This is a genomic window from Floricoccus tropicus, assembly GCF_001832905.1.
In the GTDB taxonomy this organism is placed as follows: Bacteria; Bacillota; Bacilli; order Lactobacillales; family Streptococcaceae; genus Floricoccus; species Floricoccus tropicus.
In genome coordinates, this window is sequence record NZ_MKIR01000022.1 from 24176 (window position 1) to 47739 (window position 23564).

Consider the following 23564-nt stretch of genomic DNA (forward strand, 5'->3'; position numbering starts at 1 on the left):
ATGTCAGAGCATAAAGAAAAGAGTTACTTACTTGATTTTTTAGTTTCATTTGAACTTATGTATGAAGATTTAAATGATGATGAAGAAACAATTCTTGATAAGATAGTAGCACCGACCTACAAAAAGTTGGTAATGGAGTATATCTCTACTTTTTCTGAAAAGGATATATTTAAAAAATTTGTTTCAAAAGATTATAATATTTTATCTAGTTTGATGTTAAGTCAAAAAAATATTATAAATTTCGAACAATATTTACAAGCAATCAAGAAATTAGATAAAAAAGAGTTTAAGATTTCAGTTAGTAAGATATTTAAAATTGAAAATACAGATTTTCTCTTAAATGATATGGAGTCTCTAGAGTTATCATCGGAAGCGAAATGGGAACTTCTTCTATTACTAGAAAATTTTGATCAACTAAAAAATGATTTGGTACTCTCATTACAGCAAGAATATGCTATCTATTGTAGCTATGCAGATAAAATTAGTGATCAATATCCTGAAAAGATTGATGAACTTAAGGAACTATTTGAAAACGGTACTGAATTATATGATGTAGTATTTAAAGATTTATTAGCTTTAGATAAAAGAGATTTTGATGAGCTACAAGAATATTTGATTTTAAGAATCTCTGTGAATAGAGTCTTACTACAATATAAAAATAAACTAGTCGCCCTAGGGACATATGTTTATGATTACTTTTACGAAAAGAGTAAGGAAAAAGATCTTGAACTAGAAATAATGCAAAATGTGTTGAAAGTTTTGGCTGACCAAACGCGTTACGGCATTATTAAGTGTATTGGTAATGGAATAACGTCTAATAAGGAGATTGCAAGTATTTTTTCGATTACACCTTCAGGAGTTACCTATCAATTGAAATTTTTAGCTGATAAAGAAATAATCAGAAAAGATAATGTTACTAAGCAATATGTCTTAAATAATGAACTAATTAAATCAGCGTTAGCTACTCTAACGTCAGATTTAGATCTTTAAAAGTATAAAATAAGAATGCTGTGGTAATCAATCCTACAGCATTTTTATTTAGGAAATCTTCAAGTGGTTATGCATTAGTCTTTTTGCTATAATGAAAGTATGAATAATGAAGAATTAGATTTGAAAGATTTACGCTGTATTGGCTGTGGTGCTTTACTGCAAACTGAAAATAAGGAGTTATCAGGTTATACTCCAAAATCAGCCCTTGAAAAAGGTTTAGAGACTGGCGAACTTTATTGTCAACGTTGTTTCCGCTTGCGTCACTATAATGAAATTGCAGATGTTGAGATGACTGATGAAGATTTTTTGCGTCTCTTAAATGAGCTTGGGACAACAGATGCTTTAGTTGTTAATGTGATTGATATTTTTGATTTTAACGGTTCAGTTATTCCTGGATTACATCGTTTTGTGCAATCAAATGATGTTTTATTAGTTGGGAATAAAAAAGATGTTTTACCTCATTCAGTTGGGACTGGTAAATTAACTCAGTGGCTTAAGGAGAGAGCACATGAGGAAGGATTACGTCCAGTTGATGTGGTATTGACAAGTGCCTTTAACCAAAATGATGTGCGCAACCTGATGAAGAAAATTGATGAATACCGTAAGGGACGTGATGTCTATGTTGTAGGTGTTACAAACGTAGGTAAATCAAGTCTTATCAACTCAATCATCAAAATTGCTACAGGTGAAGAAGAAGTTATAACAACTAGTCGTTTCCCAGGTACGACTCTTGATAAGATTGAAATTCCACTGGATGAAGATTCTTTCTTGATTGACACACCAGGTATTATCCATCGTCACCAAATGGCACATTATCTAGGCAAAAAAGACTTAAAATTAATCAGCCCTAGTAAAGAAATCAAGCCAGTAACTTATCAACTTAACCCTGATCAAACACTTTTCCTAGGAGGTTTAGCACGTTTTGATTATATTAAGGGAGAGAAACAAGGCTTCACAGCTTACTTTGCACGTGACCTAAAACTTCATAGAACTAAGTTAGAGGGTGCTAGTGAATTTTATCAAAAACATGTAGGTGGTATCTTAACTCCACCACAGGCTGATGAAGTTGCTAACTTTCCTAAGCTCCGCCGTGTTGAGTTTTCAATAAAAGAAAAAACAGATTTAGTATTTTCTGGTCTTGGATGGATTCGTATGGCACAACCTGGAGTTGTAGCTTGTTGGGTACCAGAAGGTGTTGATGTTTTAGTTAGAAAAAGTATAATTTAAAGAATATTTACTTGAGAGCATACCAATTGGTATGCTTTTTTCGTTTAAAATGTTTTTCCATTTTAAGATAGCAATCGACATCGTTGATAAAATGAAAAAAATCAACGATTTTTCCATCTTAATAGTTACGGAATGCATATAATATTGACAATTTATGCTATACTTTATAATGAAACCCTTGAATTGAAGAAAATGTAAAAAATAAATAGTAATAAATTAAAAAACTTTTATTACTTGCGGAACTTTATAAAATTAACTTTTTGAACTAGAGAAAAAGTTATGTGCATATATGTATTGAATTGAGAAAATAATAATATTGTGGAAAACAAATTAAGATTTTAAAGGGTTTACTAAAATAAAGTAAATTAATAAGAGGTTATAATGGAATTAACAAGTAAACAAAAAAGTTTTTTGAAATCGGAAGCTCACCATTTAAGTCCGATTGTTCAAATTGGTAAAAATGGTATGAATAATGAGGTTAAGACTAGCATTCGTAATGTGCTTGATGCGCGTGAACTAATCAAGATTAGCCTACTACAAAATACTGACGAAACTGTGGAAGATGTTGCAGATGCGTTAGAAGAAATGGGATTCAATGTAGTTCAAAAAATCGGACGTATTGTTGTAGTATTTAAAGTATCTGATAGAAAAGAAAATCGTAAGATTTCAGCTAAAGTTAAAGCAATCTAAGAATAGGACAGGTGTAATTTAGATGGCAATTGAGCTTTTAACCCCTTTTACCAAGGTTGAACTTGAGAAAGAAAAAAATAGCAATCGCAGACAGATTGGGATCTTAGAAGGAACCTTCAATCCTGTTCATAATGCCCATTTGATAATTGCTGATCAGGTTCGTCAATCGTTAAATCTTGAAAAAGTTCTCCTAATGCCTGATTTTTCAGATAGTCAACATGTAATTAAGATGTTGGAACTTGCTCTTTTAGATTTTGAGCAAAGCAATTTAGGAATTGAACTTGTAGCTTATGAAAACCCAGTGACTTCACCCTATAATTTAATGAAAATTTTGACTGAGAGAAATCCTGATGTTGATTTTTATTATATCTTAGGTGGAGATAGAGTTGGTGAGCTTCCTAGTTTTTATAAGATTGATGAATTGGTGAAAATAGTTCAACTTGTAGGAGTTCAAAGACCAAAATATAGAATTGGAACAAGCTACCCACTAATCTGGATTGATGTACCAGTTCTTGATATCTCATCAACTTGGATAAGAGAACAAGTCAAGCAAGGTTTGAAACCAAACTATATGTTGCCCAACTGCGTTTTAGATTATATTTTAAAGGAAAATCTTTATGTCTAAATACTATCCAGAACTTGGATTAACAAGAGAAAAATTATTAAAAAAAGTTAAAGCTCAAATGAGCAAAAAGCGCTATGAACATGTTCTTGCAGTAGAAGAACAAGCTATTAAATTAGCAAAAATTCATGGTGTCGATGAATATAAGGCTGGTCTTGCAGGTTTATTGCATGACTATGCTAAAGAATTACCTGCTGAAGAATTTAAAAGACTTATCAAAAAATATGACTTGGACAAGGACCTCCTTAACTGGGGAAATAATGTTTGGCATGGAATGGTAGGTATCTATAAGATTCAAGAAGATCTTGGGCTTAAAGATAAGGAAATCCTTCATGCAATAAAAGTTCATACTGTTGGATGTAAGAAAATGTCTGATTTGGATAAGGTCGTGTATGTTGCTGACTACATTGAACCACATCGAGACTTTCCTGGTGTATATAAGGCAAGGTGCTTAGCCAAGAAGGATTTGAATGAAGCTGTTGCCTATGAAACTAGAGGAACAGTTAAACATTTAATTGATCGAGAAATTAAAATTTATCCGCAGACACTTGAAACCTATAATTACTATATTGATTATTTAAAGTGAAGATGAATGAGAAAACAAAGTAAAACTAATATAATAGCAGCCGGAACTACCCTAGTAGCCAGTGGCTTAGTATTTGCCTATCTTAAATATCTTGAAAGTAAGAAGAGGATAGATAAGAGGGCGAAAAGGAATTTTAAAAAATATATTTTTACTAATTTTCCCCAAGTTAATGATATTGAATTTGGTGAGTTTAAAAGTTCATCAGTAGTTGGCTATCAGCATATAAATACACACTTGGATGGTTATCAATTAATCAATCTATCAAGTAGAGATATCGAAGAAAAGGACTTTTCTATTCGTTGGATGAAAAATGAATTTCCAGATTTAAATCTTTCTTTTAAAGAAAACTCTAAGATAACTGATAGAGATTATAATGTACTATCTGATATGGTTTATTATGCAGATGGTAAAAAGGCAATTAAAGATGGTATACCAAAGGTTGATGTAGGGGATGTAATTCTTACATCTACTCAATATCAAAGTGAGCCATTTGAGGTGGTTTTGGCTGAAGATAATCAAGAAAATGGTATGCAAGTTATTGCCTGCAAACGAAATAATGATATTGTTATTTCTTATGCTGGGACAAATATTGACGATAATTTAGATGTGATTGCTGATGCAAGAACAATTATATTTGATGAAAAAATTCCTGATGAAACTAAGGACAGTCAATGGTTTACAGCCAAGAAATTTTATGAACAAGTGGTAGAAAAATTTCCTGATATGGAAATAAGTTTAACTGGTCATTCTCTTGGAGGTTATCTAGCTCTTGCAATAGGTGCAACATATGAGAGGCCTGCCACAGTTTTCAATGCGCCAGATCCAAGTCGAATTATAAGTGATGATGCTCGTTCTTGGATGAAAGAAAATAGTAAATTTTTAAAAAATTATCGTAATAACCTTGATTTGATTGGAAATTTTGGAGGAGATAAATGTGATGTGGGGGTCGTAATTGACAAAAACAGTGGGGCAGATCCTGCTGTAAATCACGGAATATCAACTTGGAATTTTGACCAGCAAGGAAATGTAAAAAAATAAAAAAATTAATGAGGAAAAATATGAATACAGACAAAATTATTGAAACAGTTGTTAAGGCAGCTGACGACAAAAAGGCTCTTGATATCGTTGTTATGGATATGAAAGAGGTTAGCGGAGTATCGGATGCTTTTATTATTATGGAGGCTATGAATACACGCCAAATCGGTGCTATCGTGGATAATATTGTGGACAAGGTTGAGGAAGAAGGTATTGAGGTTCATCATGTTGAGGGTAATCCAAATAGCGGTTGGGTCTTAATCGACTTACTTGATGTGGTTGTAAGTGTATTTTCACATGATGAACGTGGATTTTACAATCTTGAAAAACTTTGGTCTGATGCACCACTTATCGATGTGTCTAACATGATTGGAATAGATTAAGGAAGAAAAATGGCGATTTACGAAGATTTTGCGCGTGTCTATGATGATATTATGGACCAAAGTCTTTACGACGCATGGTATGAATTTACAGTTCGCCATATGTCAAAGGACACTAAAAAAATATTAGAGCTTGCTTGTGGAACAGGCAAGCTTTCGCTTAAGTTTGCAAGCGAAGGATATAAGGTTTACGGACTAGATTTTTCAGAAGAAATGCTGACGATTGCCTATAATCGTGCGGTTGACGCAGATGTTGATGTTGCTTGGATTGAGGGTGACATGCGTGACCTTGGTCAAATAGATACCTACGACTTGGTTACTTGTTACTCAGACTCAATATGCTACATGCCGAATCAAGAAGAGGTTCAAAAAGTTTTTGATGAAGTCTATGGAAGTCTAAATGAGGGTGGAACATTCATATTTGATGTTCATTCGATTCATCAAATTGATGATGTTTTTCCTGGTTATTCTTATCATGAAAATGATGAAGACTTTGCCTTCGTTTGGGATTCATATCCTGGAGAAGAAGAGCATTCAATTACTCATGAGCTAACTTTCTTTGTACAAGATGAAACTGATGGTAAATTTAATCGTCGTGATGAGGTACATGATGAAAGAACCTACTCAATCTACAACTATCAAATCATGCTTGAGAATGCTGGTTTCGATGATGTTAAGGTCTATGCAGACTTTGAAGATAAAGAACCGACAGAAGAAAGCGCACGCTGGTTCTTTGTAGCTAAGAAGTGATCCTAACGTTCTTCGAACGACGGTGTCGATAAGTCTAAAGTAACTATCTTTATAAATAAATCTAGTTACAAGACTTAGTCGCGATTCAACCGTTCAGATTTTGAACATCACTAATAACTTAGGTTAAAGATATATGTTAGCAAATAACAAATTGCTTTCAAAATAATGAAAGGGTCCATATGGAAGAAGGACAAAAAATAACGGGTATTGTAGCTGAATTCAATCCTTTTCATAATGGCCACAAATACCTTCTGTCGCAGGCAGAGGGTATTAAAATTGTCATAATGAGTGGTAATTGGTTACAGCGTGGAGAACCTGCAGTAGTTGATAAATGGTCACGAGCTAATATGGCACTTGAGAATGGTGCAGATTTAGTGATTGAGATGCCAGTACTTGCTAGTGTTCAAGCGGCAGATTTTTTTGCTAAGGGAGCTATTGATATTCTTAAATCACTAAAAATTAATAATTTGGTTTTTGGAACGGAGTCAGATTTAGATTACCAAAAGGTTTCTGACATCTACAAAACAAAATCGGAAGAGATGGAAGATTTTTTACAAACACTACCGGAAGATTTATCTTATCCAGAAAAAACACAACTCATGTGGCAAAAGTATACAGGTCTGAACTTTGATGGCAATACTCCCAATCATATTTTAGCACTTGCTTATATAAAGGCCCTTAAGGGCTATGAAGCGACTTTATCACCAGTTAGGAGATTGGGGCAAGGTTTTCATTCTAAGGAACTGACAGGTGATTTTGCAAGTGCTACAGCCATTCGTGATAGTATTGATCAACCAGAAAGATATTTTAACTTCGTCCCATCTTCTGTAGCTGACACTTTGAAAGATTCGCCCAAAGTTTCTTGGACAAATTTCTTCCCTTTGCTTAAATATAAAATCATTTCATCCGACATATCTAATATTTTACAAATGAATACAGAATTAGAAGTTCGAATAAAGAGGAGCATCGGTAAAGTCAATTCAATTGAAGAGCTAGTCGAAGAGGTCTACACAAAACGTTATACTAAGGCACGAATTAAGAGATTGCTAGTTTACATCCTACTTGACATAAAAGAGGGAGCACGTATTGTTTCGTCTAATAAAATTCGAGTTCTTGGCTTTACAGAGACTGGACAAAAGTATTTGAAGTCTATAAAAAAAGATGTAGAATTAGTTGCAAAAATTGGTAGTATTCCTTGGGATGAAGAAAGTCAAAAAGCAGATGAGATTTATATGCTTGCTGATACAAATATCCAAGAACAAAATTTTGGTAGAATTCCTTATAAATATAAAAAAACACCCATCGATAAATAATCGATGGGTATTAAAAATATAAATTTTATTTTTCTAATTCTTTAATTGAACTAAGAATTTCATTGTAACCTACCTTGTTTTTTTCATAATTTGATTTAAGAGACCAAAAAGTTACTCGAATATATGAGTCAGTACCTTCTATAACATATTCACTGCAAGTAAGATTGATTCCAGACTTTTCGGTATCATATGTTGCAAGTTTTGAATTTTGACCGTTTATTGGTTCAATATCGGAAAACTTAACTGGTTGGGTTTTTATTGTTGGATCCTCTGCAAATGAGTTTTCACCGAGAGTAGTGTAAGCATTCATATCTACAAAATCTGTCTTACTTTCTACTAATATTGCAAGGCCATTGCCTATCTTTGGATTAGTAGCAGAGAATGTGGCATCAGTCTCAGGATTATTTTTTTTATCTTCTTCTGTTGAATCTTTCCAACCTTTAGGAAGTGTAATTTGAAATTCTTTATCTCCACTTTGGTTTTTAAATGTTTCCACTTTGTTAGTTGGTTTGATCTGCTCTTCAGACTGACTTGTTTTTCCAGTCTTCTCATTTTTTTCAGATTTTATTTCTTTTTTAACATCTACAGGTTTATTATTCCAACATCCAGTTAAAAATGGTAGAGAAAAGCAACCTAGTAAAATAATAGTAAATATTTTTTTCATAAAAACTCCTTTAAAGTTGTTATCGTTTACATATATTTTAACATAATTTTTAGTTTCAACAACGACACTTTATAATTATGTAAATGATATAAAGAAAAAATTATTTTAACCTTTGCTTAAAATATGATAAAATATGTAAGAAATTAAGATATGGAGGTTCCAAAATGGGACGTAAATGGGCAAATATTGTCGCTAAAAAAACAGCAAAAGATGGAGCTACTAGTAAAGTTTATGCAAAATTTGGTGTAGAAATATATGTAGCAGCTAAGCAAGGGGATCCAGATCCTGAATCAAATGCAGCACTTCGCTTAGTTTTAGAACGTGCTAAACAAGCACAGGTTCCAAAACATATTATTGATCGCGCAATTGACAAAGCAAAAGGTGGGGCGGATGAAACCTTTACAGAAGGTCGTTATGAAGGATTTGGTCCTAACGGTTCAATGATTATTGTTGACACGTTGACAAACAATGTAAATCGTACAGCAGCAAATATCCGTACAGCATTTGGTAAAAATGGTGGTAATATGGGTGCAAGTGGTGCTGTGTCTTATATGTTTGATAATACAGGAGTTGTTGGTTTTAAAGGCGATGATACAGATGAAATATTCGAATATTTGATTGAACAAGACATAGAAGTACGTGACGTAGAAGCTCAAGATGATCAAATCATTGTTTATTCTGAACCAGAAGATTTCCATAAGACAATGGAAGCTTTAAGAGCACATGGGATTTCAGAATTTACTGTAAGTGAACTTGAAATGATTCCTCAATCTGAAGTTGAATTGTCTGGAGAAGATTTAGAAACTTTTGAAAGATTAGTTGATATTCTTGAAGAAGATGATGACGTTCAAAAAGTTTATCACAATGTAGCTGAATAATAATTAAACCAGAGAAATCTGGTTTTTTTTGTGTAAAATTTGAAAAATAGGTCATTTAGCTTTGTAAAGCAATCCTATCGTGCAATATTTTGTAAATTAAGTTATGCTATCTTTATCATATGTATAAAACGTTTTAAAGTAAATTTAGAAAGGAGAGAAATATATTTTTGGATATAGGTAATCAGATAAAAGAGAAAAGAAAAGAAAAAGGTTGGACTCAAGAAGAGTTAGGCAGAAAGCTAAATGTTACAAGAGCTGCTGTATCTAACTGGGAAGCTAGTAGAAATTATCCTGATATAAAAACAATTGTTGATATATCGGATATTCTTTCAATCTCTTTAGATAAATTGTTGAAAGGCGATGCAGAAATGGTTGACAAGATTGTAAAGGATAACAAGAAAATAAGAAAGGAAAGATTAATATTTTTCATTTTAACTTTTGTTTTATTTTTTATATTACTGATTATAACTTTTGATAGGTATAAGAATGTTGAACTCAGTAACTCAAATCAAATAAAACAAGTAGAGATTGATGGAGAGGATTTACAAATTAATACAAATTTGCCTCTTTACAGAAGTTTGACAGGATATTTTGTAAATAATAACAGGTATCATGAAGATACAATTCAAATTGAATTGACAAGCTCTATAGATTTTTCTCTTAAACATCAAGAAAAAATGAATATTGAACTTCAAAGTAATTTATCGAAAAAAATAAAATATATTGAAATTATAAATTCAAAAGGGGAAATATTTGAAACAGTTGAAACCAATAAATATATTGAATAATATTTGATGATTTTTAGTCCTACAATAATTTAAAAATGTATATAATAATAGATTTGTTACTGTGGTATAATTAATGTGTGATAATAGATATAATACTATAGTTAGGGAGTTGAAATAATGAATGAATTTACAGTAGGATTAGGTGATTTGGGAAACACTTCGATACAAAATGTTGAGACCCTCTTTGCTCAGGCAAACGGTGCTCTTGGGGTTAGATCTAGTCTTCCAATTTTAGATCCAGATAGTAACCCTGGATCGTTTCTAAATGCATATTATGAAAGTCATGACATCATTTATGGTGAAAATGCCTATGGTTATGCTAAAAAGCATGAGACAATGGTAAAACTTTTCGATATGAGAAGTATAGACATTGAAATACTAGGCGATGATAATTTAAAGCTTCAAAAAGAAGATATTAGTTTAGATATGGCAAAAGGTATCTTAAATGAAGAATATATTTATAGTACAATTGATGGTGAAAAGATAAAAATTGAATTAGAATCTTTTGCTAGTCATTTTGATCGAAATGTTTATGCTCAAAAAATAATAATAACTGCCTTGAATTTTTCAGGACAAGTATCTATTAATAAGAGTGTAAAGCATATACCAGCAAAAAAAGATGAAGATTTTGATCCAAGGGTAAAAGAAGCCAGTGTTAACTTAATAGTAGAAGAAAATAAGTATACGACTCCGAATAGTAATTTAAGTTTTTTCGTTAATTTTGATAAAATTAATGAGAATCTAGAAATTAATGAAGGTGAGTCTGTAACTTTTAAACAGATATATCAAATTTCTCGTGAAAATAAATTTACCAATCCTACTTATGATCATCTTAAAGAAAAACAAATAGAAATTTTTAACCGCTTCTGGGAAAGTTCCGATATTGAAATTGAAGGAGATGAAAGGCTACAAAAAGGTATTCGGTTCAATTTATACCATTTATTTAATTCAGCTGGAAGAGATGGACACAGTAGTTTTGGTGCTAAGGGATTAACTGGTGAAGGGTATGAGGGACATTACTTTTGGGATACAGAAATGTATTTGTTACCATTCTTTGTCTACACTCAACCTGAAATTGCCAAGTCGCTTTTAACTTACAGAACTAACATCTTGGATAAAGCACGTGATCGTGCTGAAGAGTTGGGCTTTAAGGGAGCTCTGTTTGCGTGGAGGACCATTGATGGACATGAAACATCAGCCTACTACCCAGCGGGAACTGCACAACTGCATATTAATGCTGATATTGCTTACGCATTTGAACTTTATGAAAAGGTAACAGGTGATTCGGAGTTTATTGAAAAATCGGCAGATGTTATATTTGAAACTGCAAGATTTTGGTATAGTTATGGCTTTAAGTCTGAGCGTGGTTTCGAAATACATGAAGTTACAGGTCCTGATGAGTACACAGCTTTAGTAAATAATAACTACTATACAAATAAAATGGCACAAAATAATCTTAATTATGCATGTAAATTGGCTAAAAGGATGAATGTTAATATAGAGGAAGCTGCGAAATGGGAAGAGGCTTCAAATGAAATGTATTTGGGTTATGATATTGAAAGAGGTATTACAAAGCAAGATGACTCGTTCCTTGATAAGCAAGTTTGGGATTTTGAAAATACACCTAAGGAAAACTATCCTTTACTTTTACATTATCATCCAATGACTATTTATAAATATCAAGTTCTTAAACAAGCTGATACCATCTTAGCTCATATGCTCTATGATGTTTCAAATGAACAGATGGAACGAGATTTTGATTTTTATGAACCATTGACTACTCATGACAGTTCTTTGTCAAAGGCAATCTATGGTGTGGTTGCGAGTAAAATTGGTCGCAGTGATGTTGCTTATAAATTCTTCAAAGAGGCTGCGACAATGGATTTAGAAGATCAACAAGGCAATTCAAGTCATGGAATACATGCAGCTAATATGGGAGGCTCATGGCTAGGATTACTATATGGTTTTGCTGGATTAAATATTAATAATGGTGAAGTGATAATACATAATAATTTGCCTAAAGAAATTAAGTCTTTGAAGTTTACGCTAACTATCAATGGTGAAAAACGAGAGATATTAATAAAATAGTATAAAAAAACTAGAGAATCTTGGAATTGAACTAGTAAATTGAGACTCTATAAAAAAAGCACCTTGTATGAAATTCATGCAAAATGAAAATCATAAGGAGGTGCTTTTACTATGAAAAGAATTATGCATAGTTACGATACAAAATTACGAGCTATAGAAATGAAACAAGAAGGTCATACTACTAGGGAAATTCAAAAAAAATCGAAGAATAACCTCGATTTTTTTTAGAATACATTTTAACCTTTAACACCACCTGATGTGATACCTTCAACGTAATATTTTTGCATGAAGATGAATAGGAGGGTAATTGGTACTGCTATGATTACGCATCCAGCAGTAAAGGTTGTGAACCAAGTATTGATTTTATCTTGAGTTACCATTGTAAATAAACCTATAGCGACTGTGTACTTTTCAACCTGGTCTCCAAGGATAACTTTGGCAAAGATAAAGTCCATCCATGGTCCCATAAAGCTCATAAGAGCTGTATAAACGATGATTGGTTTAGATAGTGGAAGAGTTATCTTGAAGAAGATATCAGCCCTTGTAGCACCATCAATCATTGCTGATTCATCGAGAGAATATGGGATTGTATCAAAGAAACCTTTTGCTATATAAAATCCAAGTCCAGCTCCTGCTGAATATACAATAACCAAAGCAGTAAGAGTTTGGTCAAGCCCCATTGCCTTCAATATGTAGTAAATTGCAATCATACTCATAAAACCAGGGAACATGTTAAGTACAAGTGCAAGTTTCAAAAAGCGATTACGATATTTGAAACGAATACGACTTAAAGCATATGACATTGCTACTATAATGAATGTTGATATTATACAAGTGAAAATAGCAACTATTAATGTATTCATAAACCATTTTCCAAATGGGAATGATGGATTTGCAAATAGATTTGAGTAATTTTTAAGTGTGAATGTTTTAGGAATTATGTACTCAACAGCCATTCCACCTTCACCACGGAAGCTAGTCATTACTATCCAAAAAATAGGGAATAGCCAGACAATAGCCAGAACGACTAGTGAGATATAAGTAATTGCTAAATTTCTATTTTTAGTCTTTTTCATGATTATAGCCCTTCCTTATATGAATTGGTTCTAGTATAAGCTAGTAAGCTAAATACTGCACTTAATGTAAAGATAAATATTCCGACAACTGAAGCTAAATTATAGTCGGCTGCTTCAACAGTAAGTTTGTATAACCATGTAACCAAAAGGTCGGTCTCACCGGCTTGATAGTATTTAGGGTTAGATGGTGTACCACCGGTTAGTAGATAGATAACATTGAAATTATTTATGTTTCCAATAAATTGTTGAATTAAAGTTGGTGTCATAATCAATAAGATTTGTGGGAAAGTGATAGATCTAAATATTTGGAATTTATTAGCTCCATCAATTTCAGCGGCTTCTAACTGTTCAGAAGGTAGATTCATAATAATACCTGTTGCTACAAGCATTGTTACTGGGATACCAACCCACATATTAACAAATATAATTGTAATTTTTGCCATTAAACCGTTAGTAAGGAACGGTATTGGAGCACCAATTAATCCCCATTTTTGTAGCAATGTATTAACAGGTCCCCAAGAACTTAGGAGATTTTTCATTGTTAATAGAGATACGAACTGAGGAACTGCCATTGTAATAACGAATAATGTCCTCCAAATTTTTTTACCTTTCAAACCTTTAGTATTTATTATTAATGCTAGTAAAATACCAAAGAAGAAAGTAGTAGCCGTAGCAAATACTGCCCAAATCAAAGTCCAAGATAACAATGGTAAGAATGTATTTGCCATACGTCCAGTAAATACATTAGCAAAGTTAGCAAGTCCAACCCACGAGAATAAATGCTTTGGAGGTAGATGTAAATGGTCATAGCTTGTAAAGGCTATTAAAATCATATATACCAATGGTAGAACTGTGAATATAACAACACCGATTAGAGGAATGGCCATTAATGTCATATGGAATCGTCCGTCGGCAAGTGTTTCAAAATCTTCTTTGAATGATGGAGCTTTAATACCAGCTTTATGAAGAACAAATAGCTTACGATTACTCTTAAGTCCACACCAGAAAACATAGGCATAGACTAGACAGAATATAACTGCTGCCAAACCAAAAATCATGAGCAACATAGAGTTATCTCCGTCAACAGTTACCTGCATTTCAATTCCGTCAACAACTTTTGTTTCAACACCTTGAGTATGTGTACCTAGGGTAATTAATCCATGTAAAGCTGGAATTACTTGTAATACAAACGAGATTAGGAAAAAAACTTCTGCTAATAGATATGCAAGTCCTTTAATTATTTGTTTATTACGAAGGTTGTTTAAACCAGAAATAATGAAAGATAACTTGGTGATCAAATCACCTTCTTTGAATACGGTTTTCATAGGTATGAAACTATGGTTAGTAGATGTATCCATAATAAATCCTTTCTATAAAAATAAGGGGCAGGCACGTATTTGCCTTGCGCCCCCTAAAAATTGTATGATTATTTTTGACCAGAGATATCTTTCATAAGTTGATCAAGTGAAGATTTATATTGATCAGGTTTAATTTTACCAGTATATGCACCAGACATAGTAGCAGCTGTAGAAGACCAGAAGTTTGTCATTTCAGGAATCTTAGGCATGATTACAGAGTAATCTTTACCAGACATAGTAGCTACTGCATTTGCTAGCTCACTATTTTTAACAGCATCAGACTCTTGAAGTTTTTTGTTTGTTGGAATAGTGCTACGAGTAGGTTCCTTGAATTGAGCATCTTGGAATTTTTCAGAAGAGAAGTATTCAGCCAATTTATAAGCTTTAGAAATTCTTTCAGTGTCCCCGTTTGCTGGTGCTTGGTTAACTGCAAATACTTGTACACCTAAGAATGATTTTTGTTGAACTTCTTGTCCACCAATATTAATTTTTGGATATACTGCAATACCAAGATTTTCTTTACCAACTGCTTCTTCAGCTTTATGGTAATCCCATGGTCCAGATTGAAGGGCAGCAATTTCACCAGATTTAAATTTAGAAAGTGCATCTTCACTAACATTTACAAAGTTTTTATTGTTCTTTTGGTCAGCAACCCATTGAAGAACTGCTACACCTTTATCATTGTTCCAGTTAGTTCCGTTTGGATCTTCTCCATTTGGTCCGAATAAGTCAAGTCCCATTGACATGAATAAAGGTCCCCAGTAGTAAGCATTAACTTCTTGAAGATTTGATCCACCAAACTTAGCTTTACTTGTTATACCTTCAAAAGTTTTAACATCATCAGCTGAAAGTTGAGTCTTGTTATAGTAATAAATTAATGATTCTACACCAAATGGGAAGGCATATTCTTCACCTTTATATGTTACAGCTTGAACTGCACTATCAATTTGTTCTTCTTTGATCTTTGTTGAAAACTGTTCAGGAATTTTTTGAAGTACACCTGATTCAACTAGTTGTCCAATATGATCATGTGGAGCTGCAAAAACATCAGCGGCTTTACTTGGATCTTTTTTGATATTTTCTTGAGCTTTTGAAGCGTCATTTTCAATGATTTCTAGCTTAACATTTGGATTTTCAGTTTCGAAGTCTTTAACATTTGCTTCGTAGAATTTTTTCGAGTCTGTTGGAACCCAAACTTTTAATGAGATTTTTTTATCTGAACTACCAGATGACTCAGCTTTTTTCTCAGTTTTTCCACCACAACCTACTAATAGAGTAGTAGCAGCCAACGCAGTAGCCCCTGCAAGAGCAAGCTTTTTCCAATTTTTCATTTAATAATACCCTCCTAATGTGTATTAAAGTTAATTTTTTTTGGCATATCATTTTTGATATGTCTTTCTAAGACTTATTATGCAATCGTTTTCACTGAAAGTCAAGTGTTTTTATGTGTTTTTATGTAAGCGATATAAAACCATTGCCTAAAGGCTTTTAAAATTACAAATAATTTGTTGCAAACGATTGCGAAAAAAGTAGAAAATGTTAAACTAAATTTAATTAGATTATTGTTTTATGGTTTGTGTTTTTGAATATCAATACGTGAAATTTGTTGATATTAGTAATATGTACAGAAATAAGTGATGGAATTTATTGTTAAATTTACTTATATAACTATAATTTTATTATTCAACTTTGAGTTTTAGATTTGAATTAATTAATAATAAGATAACATCTATATTTTTTATATAGTAAAATTTATTTAAAAGGAGATTTACGAGTATGAAGGGTGATTGGTTTAAATCAGCGGTAGGGTATCAAATTTATCCTAAGAGTTTTAAGGATACAAATGATGATGGTATAGGTGACATTGGAGGAATAATTGAAAAACTTCCATATTTAAAAGAATTAGGGATTGATTTTCTATGGTTAAATCCAATATATCAAAGTCCGCAGATTGATGGTGGATATGATATCTCGGATTTTTATGAAATTGATGAATCTTTTGGAACAATTGATGACTTGAAGGTGCTTTTAAAAGAAGCTCATGAACTAGATATTAAAGTTATAATGGATTTAGTAGTAAATCATACTTCTGATCAGCATCCATGGTTTATCGAGAGTAAAAAATCATTAGACAACCCATACAGAAATTATTATCATTGGGAGGATGCTAGTGAAGGGGAGCCACCAAATAATTGGATATCTTTCTTTGGTGGAAGTACTTGGACTTACGATGAAAGCACAAAACAATCTTACTTCCATGTTTTTGCTAAAGAGCAACCGGATTTGAACTGGAAAAATCCTAATATGAGGCATGAAATATATAACATGATTCGTTGGTGGCTTGAATTAGGTATTGATGGATTTAGAATAGATGCGATAAGTCATATTCAAAAGGAAAAATGGGATTTTAAAATTGTAAGTTTTGATGGTGATGATCCTTGGCAACCGTTTATGAATGTTCCTGGTATTGAAGATTATATGTTTGAACTTAAAGATATATTTGACGAGTATGATGCATTAACTGTTGGAGAGGCTAGTGGAGTTGAGAGCATTGAAGCTAATAAATGGACAGGACAAGATGGTTATCTTGACATGATATTTGAACTTGGTCATGCTGTAAAAAAAGAAGAAATCCCTGATACTGAGGTGAAAAATAAGGTAGATGTAAAAAAGTATAAAAAAGAAATTATTAAGTGGCAAGAAGATCTTCTTGAAAATGGTTGGAATGGGACATATCTTGAAAATCATGATAATCCACGCTCAATAGATATATATGGAGATGGAACGATAAAATCAGCCAAGCCTTTTGCAGTGCAGTATATGCTAATGAGAGGAACTCCTTTTATTTATCAAGGACAAGAGTTGGGAATGACAAATTATCCTTTTGATAATATTGACCAGATAGATGTACCTGATTCACATCATGCTTATAACAAGTTAATAAATGAAGGTTATTCAAAAGAATATGCCATACAAAAAGTTGGAATAACAAGTCGGGATAATTCTAGGACACCTATGCAATGGGATAATAGTTATAATGCAGGATTTACTCAAGGTAAACCTTGGCTTGTTATAAATCCTAATTATGATCATATTAATGCCAAAGATGCGATGAAAATGGAATCTTCATTATTTAAACTCTATCAAAGACTGATCAAGTTAAGACATGATAAAAAGACGATTTCTATAGGAAAAATTGAGTTTATAAATAAAGAAGATGATAATATCTTTGCGTATAGACGAGTAGTTGAAGGATCAGAAATTTTAGTAATTACAAATTTATCAAATGATACAAGTAAAATAAATCTAGAAATTGGTGAGGACTATATAGAAAGCTATGAGGAAGTAAAACTGGATCAAAAAAATCCTCGTAAACTGTTTAAAACTATGAATCTAGATCCTTGGGAATATAGGATATATGAAAAATAAAATTGTATGAATAAATTCTATTCAGTAAATTATTTGTATTAAACTATAAAATTTCTGACAAGCTTGCAACAAATTGTTGCAAGCTTTTTTAAAAGATGTTATTTCAAATTGTTTTAATATAATCTTCTTATAATCTATATTTTTTTAGAGGAATATAGAAAGGAGAAAATATATTATATATTGATATCTGTAAAGAGAAATGAGAATTAAAAATTACTTAGAGACTAAAATAAGATATTTTTTATAAAACTTACAAATTTGTAAGTTTTTACATTGTAATTTAGTATATAATGGTTATTATAGAAAATTGTAACTAGTAAATCTTGTCGAAAAGAATGGAGGATAATATGAAAATTTGGCAAAATAAAAAGCTAATGATTATTTTAGGAAGTATATTAGCTTTACTTGTAGTTGCCTTTATCGGGGTCAGAACATTTGGCCAGAAAAATAACAAGGCTACGCAGGTGGCTGATATGGGTGATAGTTATGGAATTAAGTATTTTGAAGTACCGGATGTTGATCAGGTATTCATTAATGGTATTGTTCAACCGAACCAAACACAGTCATTTCCTAAAAGTGATAAGAATACAAGTGAACCAGATATAAAGGTGTCTAATGGCCAAGTTGTTGACGAAGGGACAGTTCTTTTTACTTATGAAGATAAAGATGTTACTAAAGAAATAGAAAATCAACAAAATACCGTTAATAAATTACAAACAAAGCGTGAGAATACAAATGCAAAATGGAATAGGGCTTTAGCAAATGCTAACGAAGCTAACGCTTCCTCAAAAACAGATGATAAAGAAGGGGCAAGTGGCATTCAGTCATCTACTGGGATAAATGAACAGTATCAATCAGAAATAGATGGCATTGATGAAGAGATTGGCTTTGCAAATGATGCTGTAGCTGACTTGCAAACTAAACAATATATATCTACAAATGCTAAATTTAAAGGTCGTGTATCAATTCCTGAAGTTAAGGACGCAAACTCACCAATCCTTAGACTTACTTCAGAGGAATTATATGTTGCAGGTAAAGTTAGTGAAAAAGATTTACCAAAAATTAAAGTTGGACAACAAGCAACCCTTACATCAATATCAAATGGAACAGTAGTAACAGGTAAGATTTCATATATAGATGATAATCCACCAGAAAATAAAACGGAACAAAATCAATATGGTACTAACTCTTCACTTTCAAGCTATGATGTTAAGATAACTCTTGATACTTTAGAAGGTATAAAGAATGGCTATCATATTCAAGCCACAGTTGATGTAGGTAAAAAAGAAGCTGTGCAACTTCCTAAAGAAGCTGTCCATGATAGTGGGGATAAGAAGTACGTACTAGTTAATGACTTTGGTAATGTTGTTCGACGTGATGTTCAAGTTGGTGAAGAAAAAGATGGAAAAGTAACAATCAAATCAGGTTTAGAGTCTGCAGATCGAGTAATTGTTTCATCAGAAAAGCCAGTAAAAGAAGGTGATATTATTGGTGGAGGCGATGCTGGTCAAGGGGCTGCAAATGAAAATGGAGCTGCTGTAGAAGGTGGAGCACCAGACGCGGAGAAACAAGAGAAGGCATCTGAAGAAAAAACTGAAGGCAAATAAGGAGGTTTAAATGGAACAAGTTGAAAAACAACCTCTTATTAAGTTACGACATATAGAAAAAAGGTTTCCTGTTGGTAAAGAGCAATTACTTGTTCTCAAAGATTTAGATTTAGATATCTATCCTGGTGAGTTTATAATGATAATGGGTAAGTCAGGTAGTGGTAAAACTACTTTGATGAATATTATTGGATTTTTGGATAGACTAAGCGAAGGAGAATATTATTTTAATGGTACTGATGTTTCGAAACTATCTGAAAATAAAAAGTCTGAATTCAGAAATGAATTTTTAGGATTCATATTTCAACAGTTTTTCTTAATTGGTTCTTTAAATGTAAGTCAAAATGTTCAATTACCATGTGTCTATGAAGGGAAAAAGTCCGGATCAGAAAAAAAAGAGATTGCTGAAAAGTATCTCGGACTAGTTGGACTTGAAAGTAAGGCAAAATCGAAGGTTACAGAACTTTCTGGAGGTCAACAGCAACGTGTTGCAATTGCACGTGCACTGGTTAATGATCCTGTATTAATTATGGCTGATGAACCAACAGGAGCACTTGATAGTGAAACAGGGACTGAGATAATGAACCTTTTGACGGAACTTAATAAGCAAGGGAAAACTATCGTAATGGTTACTCATGATGCAGATATGACTAAATATGCTAGCAGAGTAATTCATATGAAGGATGGTCGCTTTTATGAGGAAGAGGAGGTAACTGAATGATTTGGAATCTATTAGTTAGTACTTTTCTAAGTTTACGTGCTCATAAGTTAAGAGTTTTGCTCACAATGATTGGAATAATTATTGGTATTACTTCGGTTGTTACAATTTCTTCACTTGGTGAAGGTATGAAAAAACAAGTTTTATCCGCTACCAGTGCTATGAATGCTGATGTAGTAAAACTTAAATATACCCCAGAAGGCGATGGAAAAAGCAATGGGGACTCTGGAGAATCTGATTTTTCATTTTCACGGATTGATATGAAGAAGGTTCAATCCATTCCAGGAGTTAAGACAGTTTATCCTCAGTATGGTGACGGGGGAATGGGAGATAATTTGAGTCTTTCCATGGACTACTTTGGAGCCCAGGCAAGTATTATGGTCACTTCGAACCGAGGGAATAATAAAATCCAATATGGTCGGGATTTTTCGGATGCTGATAGTGGTAAAGATGTGATTGTGTTGAATCCCGATATTTTTGAATACCAATTACAAGGTGATAACCCTGCTGATATGATCAATAAGGCTGTTTCTATCAATGGGTATATGTTTAAAGTAATCGGTATTTTAGAAAAAGTAAATTATGAGAACATGAGTGCTTCTGATGCAATGTCTATGGATTGGACAACCATGATGAGTTCCTTTGTTTCAAGAAGTGACTACAATAAACTAGCTGAGACTAAATCAATTTCAGGAATTAATTTTAAACTCAAAGAGGGTGCGGACAGAGATGCTGTTATTAATAAGGCGACTGAGATAATGACTACAAATCATCCAGATGTTAAAGGGGTGTTTAGAGAAGATGATCAAGATCGCCAAGCCCAAAAGCAAATGGAAGACAGTATAGGTAGCATAACAATGTTCCTACTCGCAGTGACTGCTATATCACTTTTAGTTGGTGGTATTGGAGTTATGAATATCATGTACGTGTCAGTCACTGAAAGAAAAAGAGAAATTGGTATTCGTCGTGCTATCGGTGCAAAACCAAGAGTAATATTACTCCAGTTTTTACTTGAGGCTGCATTTATTACTCTACTTGGTGGACTAATTGGTGTTGGTCTTGGTTACGGAATTGCTCGTATGATTGGACCAGCATTGAGTATTGTACCAGTAATTACGCCTAAGATTTTCTTGATTTCAACATCTGTTTCAATATTAACAGGTATAATATTTGGTATCATACCTGCCATTAGTGCTTCAAGGATGGATCCAATTAAAGCAATTTACAATTAATAATAAAAAATCTTGATTAATTTTTGATCAAGATTTTTTCAATACTTTAGTAGTTATTGTAAACGAAAAGGAAAAAGCATAATAGATGGGAATCTATTATGCTTTTAGAACGTGATTATTTATTTCTTATTATAATTCAACACCATATTCTTCAAATAATTCTGGAAGTGGTTTTAAATTTTGACCATCATATCTATCTAAGAATTCTCTTACTGTATATTCTTTATATCCAGCAGCTGTTTGAGTAGAAGGAGAAGCATCGTAGTTTTTGCTGACTGTTTCAACTAACTTACCATCTTCAATCTTAAGAAGTAAATCTTCTACTGGGATACTACGTTTATCAGTGATTTTAGCATCAATCAAGAATGGACGACCTGCTTTTGTAACTTCAAGTGCTTTATCAAAAGCTGCTGGAAGTTCTTTTGGAGAACGGACAGTGATTGATTCAACACCCATTGCTTGAGCAATCATAGCAAAGTCTTGATCTTCAATATAGATACCTGAGTAATCCATAGGAATATCATCTTGTTCACTCTTAATAAAGTTAAGAGAAGCATTAGATGTTACAACATTGATAATTGGAAGTTTGTATTTCTTTTCAGTGATTAAGTCTTGCATAACCATTGAGAATGCACCATCACCTGAAATGTTAAACACTTGACGATCTGGATAACTTAATTGTCCAGCAATAGCTCCTGGAACGCCTGATCCCATAGAAGCAAATAGAGCTGAGATAACCCATTTATTTTTAGGTGTTATATTTAAATGACGGAAACTGTTAATGATGTTATCACCAACGTCAATTGAGAATACTGCATTCGGTTCAGCAATACGATTGATTTCTTTATAAACAGCTTCAAATTCTAATGGTTCAGCATTGCGGTTTGTCAAGTAATCAAGATATTCTTTCCAGTTTGCCATATCAGCAACTGCAGCCTTGAAATAAGGACTTTCTTCAACTTTTTCACTGCGTTCAATTGCTTTTTCGACAAAAGCTGTAGCATCAGACCAAATACCTAAATCTAAGAAATGATGACGTCCAAATTGAGCACGATCGTTATCAATTTGAATAAATTTGAATTCATGAGTACGATATACTAGATTTGCAAATGGGAAGTCTGCCCCGATAGTGATTACTAAATCGCTAACAGCCATGATTTCATCAGCAGCTTTAGAAGCAGCACGGTTGGCAGTTCCAAGGTTACCTTCGTAGCTATCTGGAATTAATCCTTTAGCAAGACCTGTCATAACAATTGGAATTTGTAATTTCTTAGAAAGTTCGACAAGTTTGTCACCACCATTTTTAATACCGCGTCCTACGTGGAATACAGGGCGTTTAGCTTCTTTAACCATTGCTAAGAATTGATCTACTTCTTCATCAGTAGCTAAAGGACCAACAACCACTTTATTGTCAGTATTTGAATGTGAAGTATAAGGTACATCAGGAATTTGTACATAACCAAAGTCGTTAGGAATAACAACAACAGCAACGCCGTTATGTTTGTAAGCTTCACGAATTGCTTTATCAATTACATATGGAAGACTTTCTGGTGTCATTACCAAACGATTGTAGACAGCAACATCTGCAAACATCGGATTTTCAACGAATTCTTGGAAATAATTGTAATTCATATTTGTGCTTGGAACTTGACCGATTAAAGCTAGTACTGGTGCATGATCTTCTTTAGCATCGTATAGTCCTGTTAAAAGGTTAGTAGCTCCAGGTCCAGCTGAACCAAAACATACAGCGATTTTGCCAGTAAGTTTAGCATCTGCAGCAGCAGCTAATGCTCCAACTTGTTCATGACGAATTTGAATATAATCTATATTATCTTTTTCCAAATCCAAGGCATGCATAGTTGAGTTGAATGAACCACCGGGATATCCGTAAATGTGGTTTACACCCCATGATTCGATAACTCTAAGCATAGCAACGCTAGCTGGGACAGTTTTTGAAATTTCAGTATCTGTATTAGTCATACTAATGAGCTCCTTTTATAGTTTATACTATATTTTAATTTATAGGTCCGATAAACCTTACAGACATACTTTAGCACTTGGTGCAATCGTTTTCAAATATTTAGTCTGTTTTTCATAAATTATTACAGTTGGTAAAAAAATTAAAAGTGCTACACC

General features: G+C 32.9%; 21 protein-coding genes. 16 read left to right on the forward strand and 5 right to left on the reverse strand.

Annotation, left to right across the window (positions count from 1 at the left end):
• The 9 genes from BG261_RS06815 to BG261_RS06855 all read left to right on the forward strand — a co-directional run bounded on the left by BG261_RS06815 (position 1) and on the right by BG261_RS06855 (position 7593).
• A complete protein-coding gene (locus tag BG261_RS06815; RefSeq protein ID WP_070792534.1) occupies positions 1–990 on the forward strand; it encodes an ArsR/SmtB family transcription factor in 990 nt (329 codons plus the stop codon).
• A gap of 120 nt (positions 991–1110) precedes the next feature.
• Positions 1111–2217, forward strand: coding sequence for a ribosome biogenesis GTPase YqeH (yqeH, locus tag BG261_RS06820; protein WP_070792706.1), 1107 nt, complete (start codon positions 1111–1113; stop codon positions 2215–2217).
• Positions 2218–2598: 381 nt separating this feature from the next.
• Positions 2599–2907, forward strand: coding sequence for a ribosome assembly RNA-binding protein YhbY (yhbY, locus tag BG261_RS06825; protein ID WP_070787483.1), 309 nt, complete (start codon positions 2599–2601; stop codon positions 2905–2907).
• Positions 2908–2929: 22 nt separating this feature from the next.
• Positions 2930–3532, forward strand: coding sequence for a nicotinate-nucleotide adenylyltransferase (locus BG261_RS06830; protein WP_070792535.1), 603 nt, complete (start codon positions 2930–2932; stop codon positions 3530–3532).
• Positions 3525–4115, forward strand: coding sequence for a bis(5'-nucleosyl)-tetraphosphatase (symmetrical) YqeK (yqeK, locus tag BG261_RS06835; RefSeq protein ID WP_070792537.1), 591 nt, complete (start codon positions 3525–3527; stop codon positions 4113–4115). The genes BG261_RS06830 and yqeK overlap by 8 nt, the downstream gene beginning before the upstream one ends.
• Before the next feature lie 6 nt (positions 4116–4121).
• On the forward strand, positions 4122–5153 hold the full coding sequence (locus BG261_RS06840; RefSeq protein WP_070792539.1) for an alpha/beta hydrolase family protein: 1032 nt from the start codon (positions 4122–4124) through the stop codon (positions 5151–5153).
• 20 nt (positions 5154–5173) lie between these two features.
• Positions 5174–5533: a ribosome silencing factor gene (rsfS, locus tag BG261_RS06845; protein ID WP_070792540.1), complete on the forward strand. Its 360-nt coding sequence runs from the start codon at positions 5174–5176 to the stop codon at positions 5531–5533.
• Between the two features lie 9 nt (positions 5534–5542).
• Entirely contained in the window at positions 5543–6280 is a 738-nt protein-coding gene (locus BG261_RS06850) for a class I SAM-dependent DNA methyltransferase (protein ID WP_070792543.1), read from the forward strand.
• Positions 6281–6459: 179 nt separating this feature from the next.
• On the forward strand, positions 6460–7593 hold the full coding sequence (locus BG261_RS06855) for a nucleotidyltransferase (RefSeq protein ID WP_070792546.1): 1134 nt from the start codon (positions 6460–6462) through the stop codon (positions 7591–7593).
• Positions 7594–7618: 25 nt separating this feature from the next.
• Here BG261_RS06855 and BG261_RS06860 read toward each other — a convergent pair whose 3' ends face one another.
• On the reverse strand, positions 7619–8257 hold the full coding sequence (locus BG261_RS06860) for a hypothetical protein (RefSeq protein ID WP_070792547.1): 639 nt from the start codon (positions 8255–8257) through the stop codon (positions 7619–7621).
• 164 nt (positions 8258–8421) lie between these two features.
• On the opposite strand from BG261_RS06860, the gene BG261_RS06865 reads away from it, so the two are divergent.
• From BG261_RS06865 to BG261_RS06875, 3 genes are all read left to right on the forward strand, one after another.
• A complete protein-coding gene (locus BG261_RS06865) occupies positions 8422–9135 on the forward strand; it encodes a YebC/PmpR family DNA-binding transcriptional regulator (protein ID WP_070787491.1) in 714 nt (237 codons plus the stop codon).
• A 167-nt stretch (positions 9136–9302) separates the two neighbouring features.
• Entirely contained in the window at positions 9303–9923 is a 621-nt protein-coding gene (locus tag BG261_RS06870) for a helix-turn-helix domain-containing protein (RefSeq protein ID WP_070792549.1), read from the forward strand.
• Between the two features lie 117 nt (positions 9924–10040).
• Positions 10041–12011, forward strand: a complete 1971-nt coding sequence (locus BG261_RS06875) for a glycoside hydrolase family 65 protein (protein WP_070792552.1) — start codon at positions 10041–10043, stop codon at positions 12009–12011.
• Between the two features lie 236 nt (positions 12012–12247).
• Here the strand turns inward: BG261_RS06875 and BG261_RS06880 are convergent, their stop codons facing one another.
• The 3 genes from BG261_RS06880 to BG261_RS06890 all read right to left on the reverse strand — a co-directional run bounded on the left by BG261_RS06880 (position 12248) and on the right by BG261_RS06890 (position 15776).
• Positions 12248–13087 (reverse strand): sugar ABC transporter permease, encoded by an 840-nt coding sequence (locus BG261_RS06880; protein ID WP_070792554.1) that lies wholly within the window; start codon positions 13085–13087, stop codon positions 12248–12250.
• A 2-nt stretch (positions 13088–13089) separates the two neighbouring features.
• Positions 13090–14412, reverse strand: a complete 1323-nt coding sequence (locus BG261_RS06885; RefSeq protein WP_233278910.1) for a carbohydrate ABC transporter permease — start codon at positions 14410–14412, stop codon at positions 13090–13092.
• Positions 14413–14513: 101 nt separating this feature from the next.
• Complete coding sequence (locus BG261_RS06890) at positions 14514–15776, reverse strand: extracellular solute-binding protein (protein ID WP_070792556.1); 1263 nt, start codon at positions 15774–15776, stop codon at positions 14514–14516.
• A 445-nt stretch (positions 15777–16221) separates the two neighbouring features.
• On the opposite strand from BG261_RS06890, the gene BG261_RS06895 reads away from it, so the two are divergent.
• The 4 genes from BG261_RS06895 to BG261_RS06910 all read left to right on the forward strand — a co-directional run bounded on the left by BG261_RS06895 (position 16222) and on the right by BG261_RS06910 (position 21428).
• Complete coding sequence (locus BG261_RS06895; protein ID WP_070792558.1) at positions 16222–17874, forward strand: glycoside hydrolase family 13 protein; 1653 nt, start codon at positions 16222–16224, stop codon at positions 17872–17874.
• A 347-nt stretch (positions 17875–18221) separates the two neighbouring features.
• Positions 18222–19481: an efflux RND transporter periplasmic adaptor subunit gene (locus BG261_RS06900; RefSeq protein WP_070792560.1), complete on the forward strand. Its 1260-nt coding sequence runs from the start codon at positions 18222–18224 to the stop codon at positions 19479–19481.
• Positions 19482–19491: 10 nt separating this feature from the next.
• Complete coding sequence (locus BG261_RS06905; protein WP_070792563.1) at positions 19492–20199, forward strand: ABC transporter ATP-binding protein; 708 nt, start codon at positions 19492–19494, stop codon at positions 20197–20199.
• Positions 20196–21428 (forward strand): ABC transporter permease, encoded by a 1233-nt coding sequence (locus BG261_RS06910; protein WP_070792565.1) that lies wholly within the window; start codon positions 20196–20198, stop codon positions 21426–21428. Before BG261_RS06905 ends, BG261_RS06910 begins: the two co-directional genes overlap by 4 nt.
• 129 nt (positions 21429–21557) lie before the next feature.
• Here the strand turns inward: BG261_RS06910 and spxB are convergent, their stop codons facing one another.
• A complete protein-coding gene (spxB, locus tag BG261_RS06915; RefSeq protein WP_070792567.1) occupies positions 21558–23408 on the reverse strand; it encodes a pyruvate oxidase in 1851 nt (616 codons plus the stop codon).
• Positions 23409–23564 lie beyond the last annotated feature (156 nt).

What these genes read in the sequence shown, in the direction of transcription:
- BG261_RS06815 (WP_070792534.1), top strand. Translation starts at nt 1, where the DNA reads ATGTCAGAGCATAAAGAAAAGAGTTACTTACTTGATTTTTTAGTTTCA.
- yhbY (WP_070787483.1), top strand. Translation starts at nt 2,599, where the DNA reads ATGGAATTAACAAGTAAACAAAAAAGTTTTTTGAAATCGGAAGCTCAC.
- BG261_RS06830 (WP_070792535.1), top strand. Translation starts at nt 2,930, where the DNA reads ATGGCAATTGAGCTTTTAACCCCTTTTACCAAGGTTGAACTTGAGAAA.
- yqeK (WP_070792537.1), top strand. Translation starts at nt 3,525, where the DNA reads ATGTCTAAATACTATCCAGAACTTGGATTAACAAGAGAAAAATTATTA.
- BG261_RS06840 (WP_070792539.1), top strand. Translation starts at nt 4,122, where the DNA reads ATGAGAAAACAAAGTAAAACTAATATAATAGCAGCCGGAACTACCCTA.
- rsfS (WP_070792540.1), top strand. Translation starts at nt 5,174, where the DNA reads ATGAATACAGACAAAATTATTGAAACAGTTGTTAAGGCAGCTGACGAC.
- BG261_RS06850 (WP_070792543.1), top strand. Translation starts at nt 5,543, where the DNA reads ATGGCGATTTACGAAGATTTTGCGCGTGTCTATGATGATATTATGGAC.
- BG261_RS06855 (WP_070792546.1), top strand. Translation starts at nt 6,460, where the DNA reads ATGGAAGAAGGACAAAAAATAACGGGTATTGTAGCTGAATTCAATCCT.
- BG261_RS06860 (WP_070792547.1), bottom strand. Translation starts at nt 8,257, where the DNA reads ATGAAAAAAATATTTACTATTATTTTACTAGGTTGCTTTTCTCTACCA.
- BG261_RS06865 (WP_070787491.1), top strand. Translation starts at nt 8,422, where the DNA reads ATGGGACGTAAATGGGCAAATATTGTCGCTAAAAAAACAGCAAAAGAT.
- BG261_RS06875 (WP_070792552.1), top strand. Translation starts at nt 10,041, where the DNA reads ATGAATGAATTTACAGTAGGATTAGGTGATTTGGGAAACACTTCGATA.
- BG261_RS06880 (WP_070792554.1), bottom strand. Translation starts at nt 13,087, where the DNA reads ATGAAAAAGACTAAAAATAGAAATTTAGCAATTACTTATATCTCACTA.
- BG261_RS06885 (WP_233278910.1), bottom strand. Translation starts at nt 14,412, where the DNA reads ATGAAAACCGTATTCAAAGAAGGTGATTTGATCACCAAGTTATCTTTC.
- BG261_RS06890 (WP_070792556.1), bottom strand. Translation starts at nt 15,776, where the DNA reads ATGAAAAATTGGAAAAAGCTTGCTCTTGCAGGGGCTACTGCGTTGGCT.
- BG261_RS06895 (WP_070792558.1), top strand. Translation starts at nt 16,222, where the DNA reads ATGAAGGGTGATTGGTTTAAATCAGCGGTAGGGTATCAAATTTATCCT.
- BG261_RS06900 (WP_070792560.1), top strand. Translation starts at nt 18,222, where the DNA reads ATGAAAATTTGGCAAAATAAAAAGCTAATGATTATTTTAGGAAGTATA.
- BG261_RS06905 (WP_070792563.1), top strand. Translation starts at nt 19,492, where the DNA reads ATGGAACAAGTTGAAAAACAACCTCTTATTAAGTTACGACATATAGAA.
- BG261_RS06910 (WP_070792565.1), top strand. Translation starts at nt 20,196, where the DNA reads ATGATTTGGAATCTATTAGTTAGTACTTTTCTAAGTTTACGTGCTCAT.
- spxB (WP_070792567.1), bottom strand. Translation starts at nt 23,408, where the DNA reads ATGACTAATACAGATACTGAAATTTCAAAAACTGTCCCAGCTAGCGTT.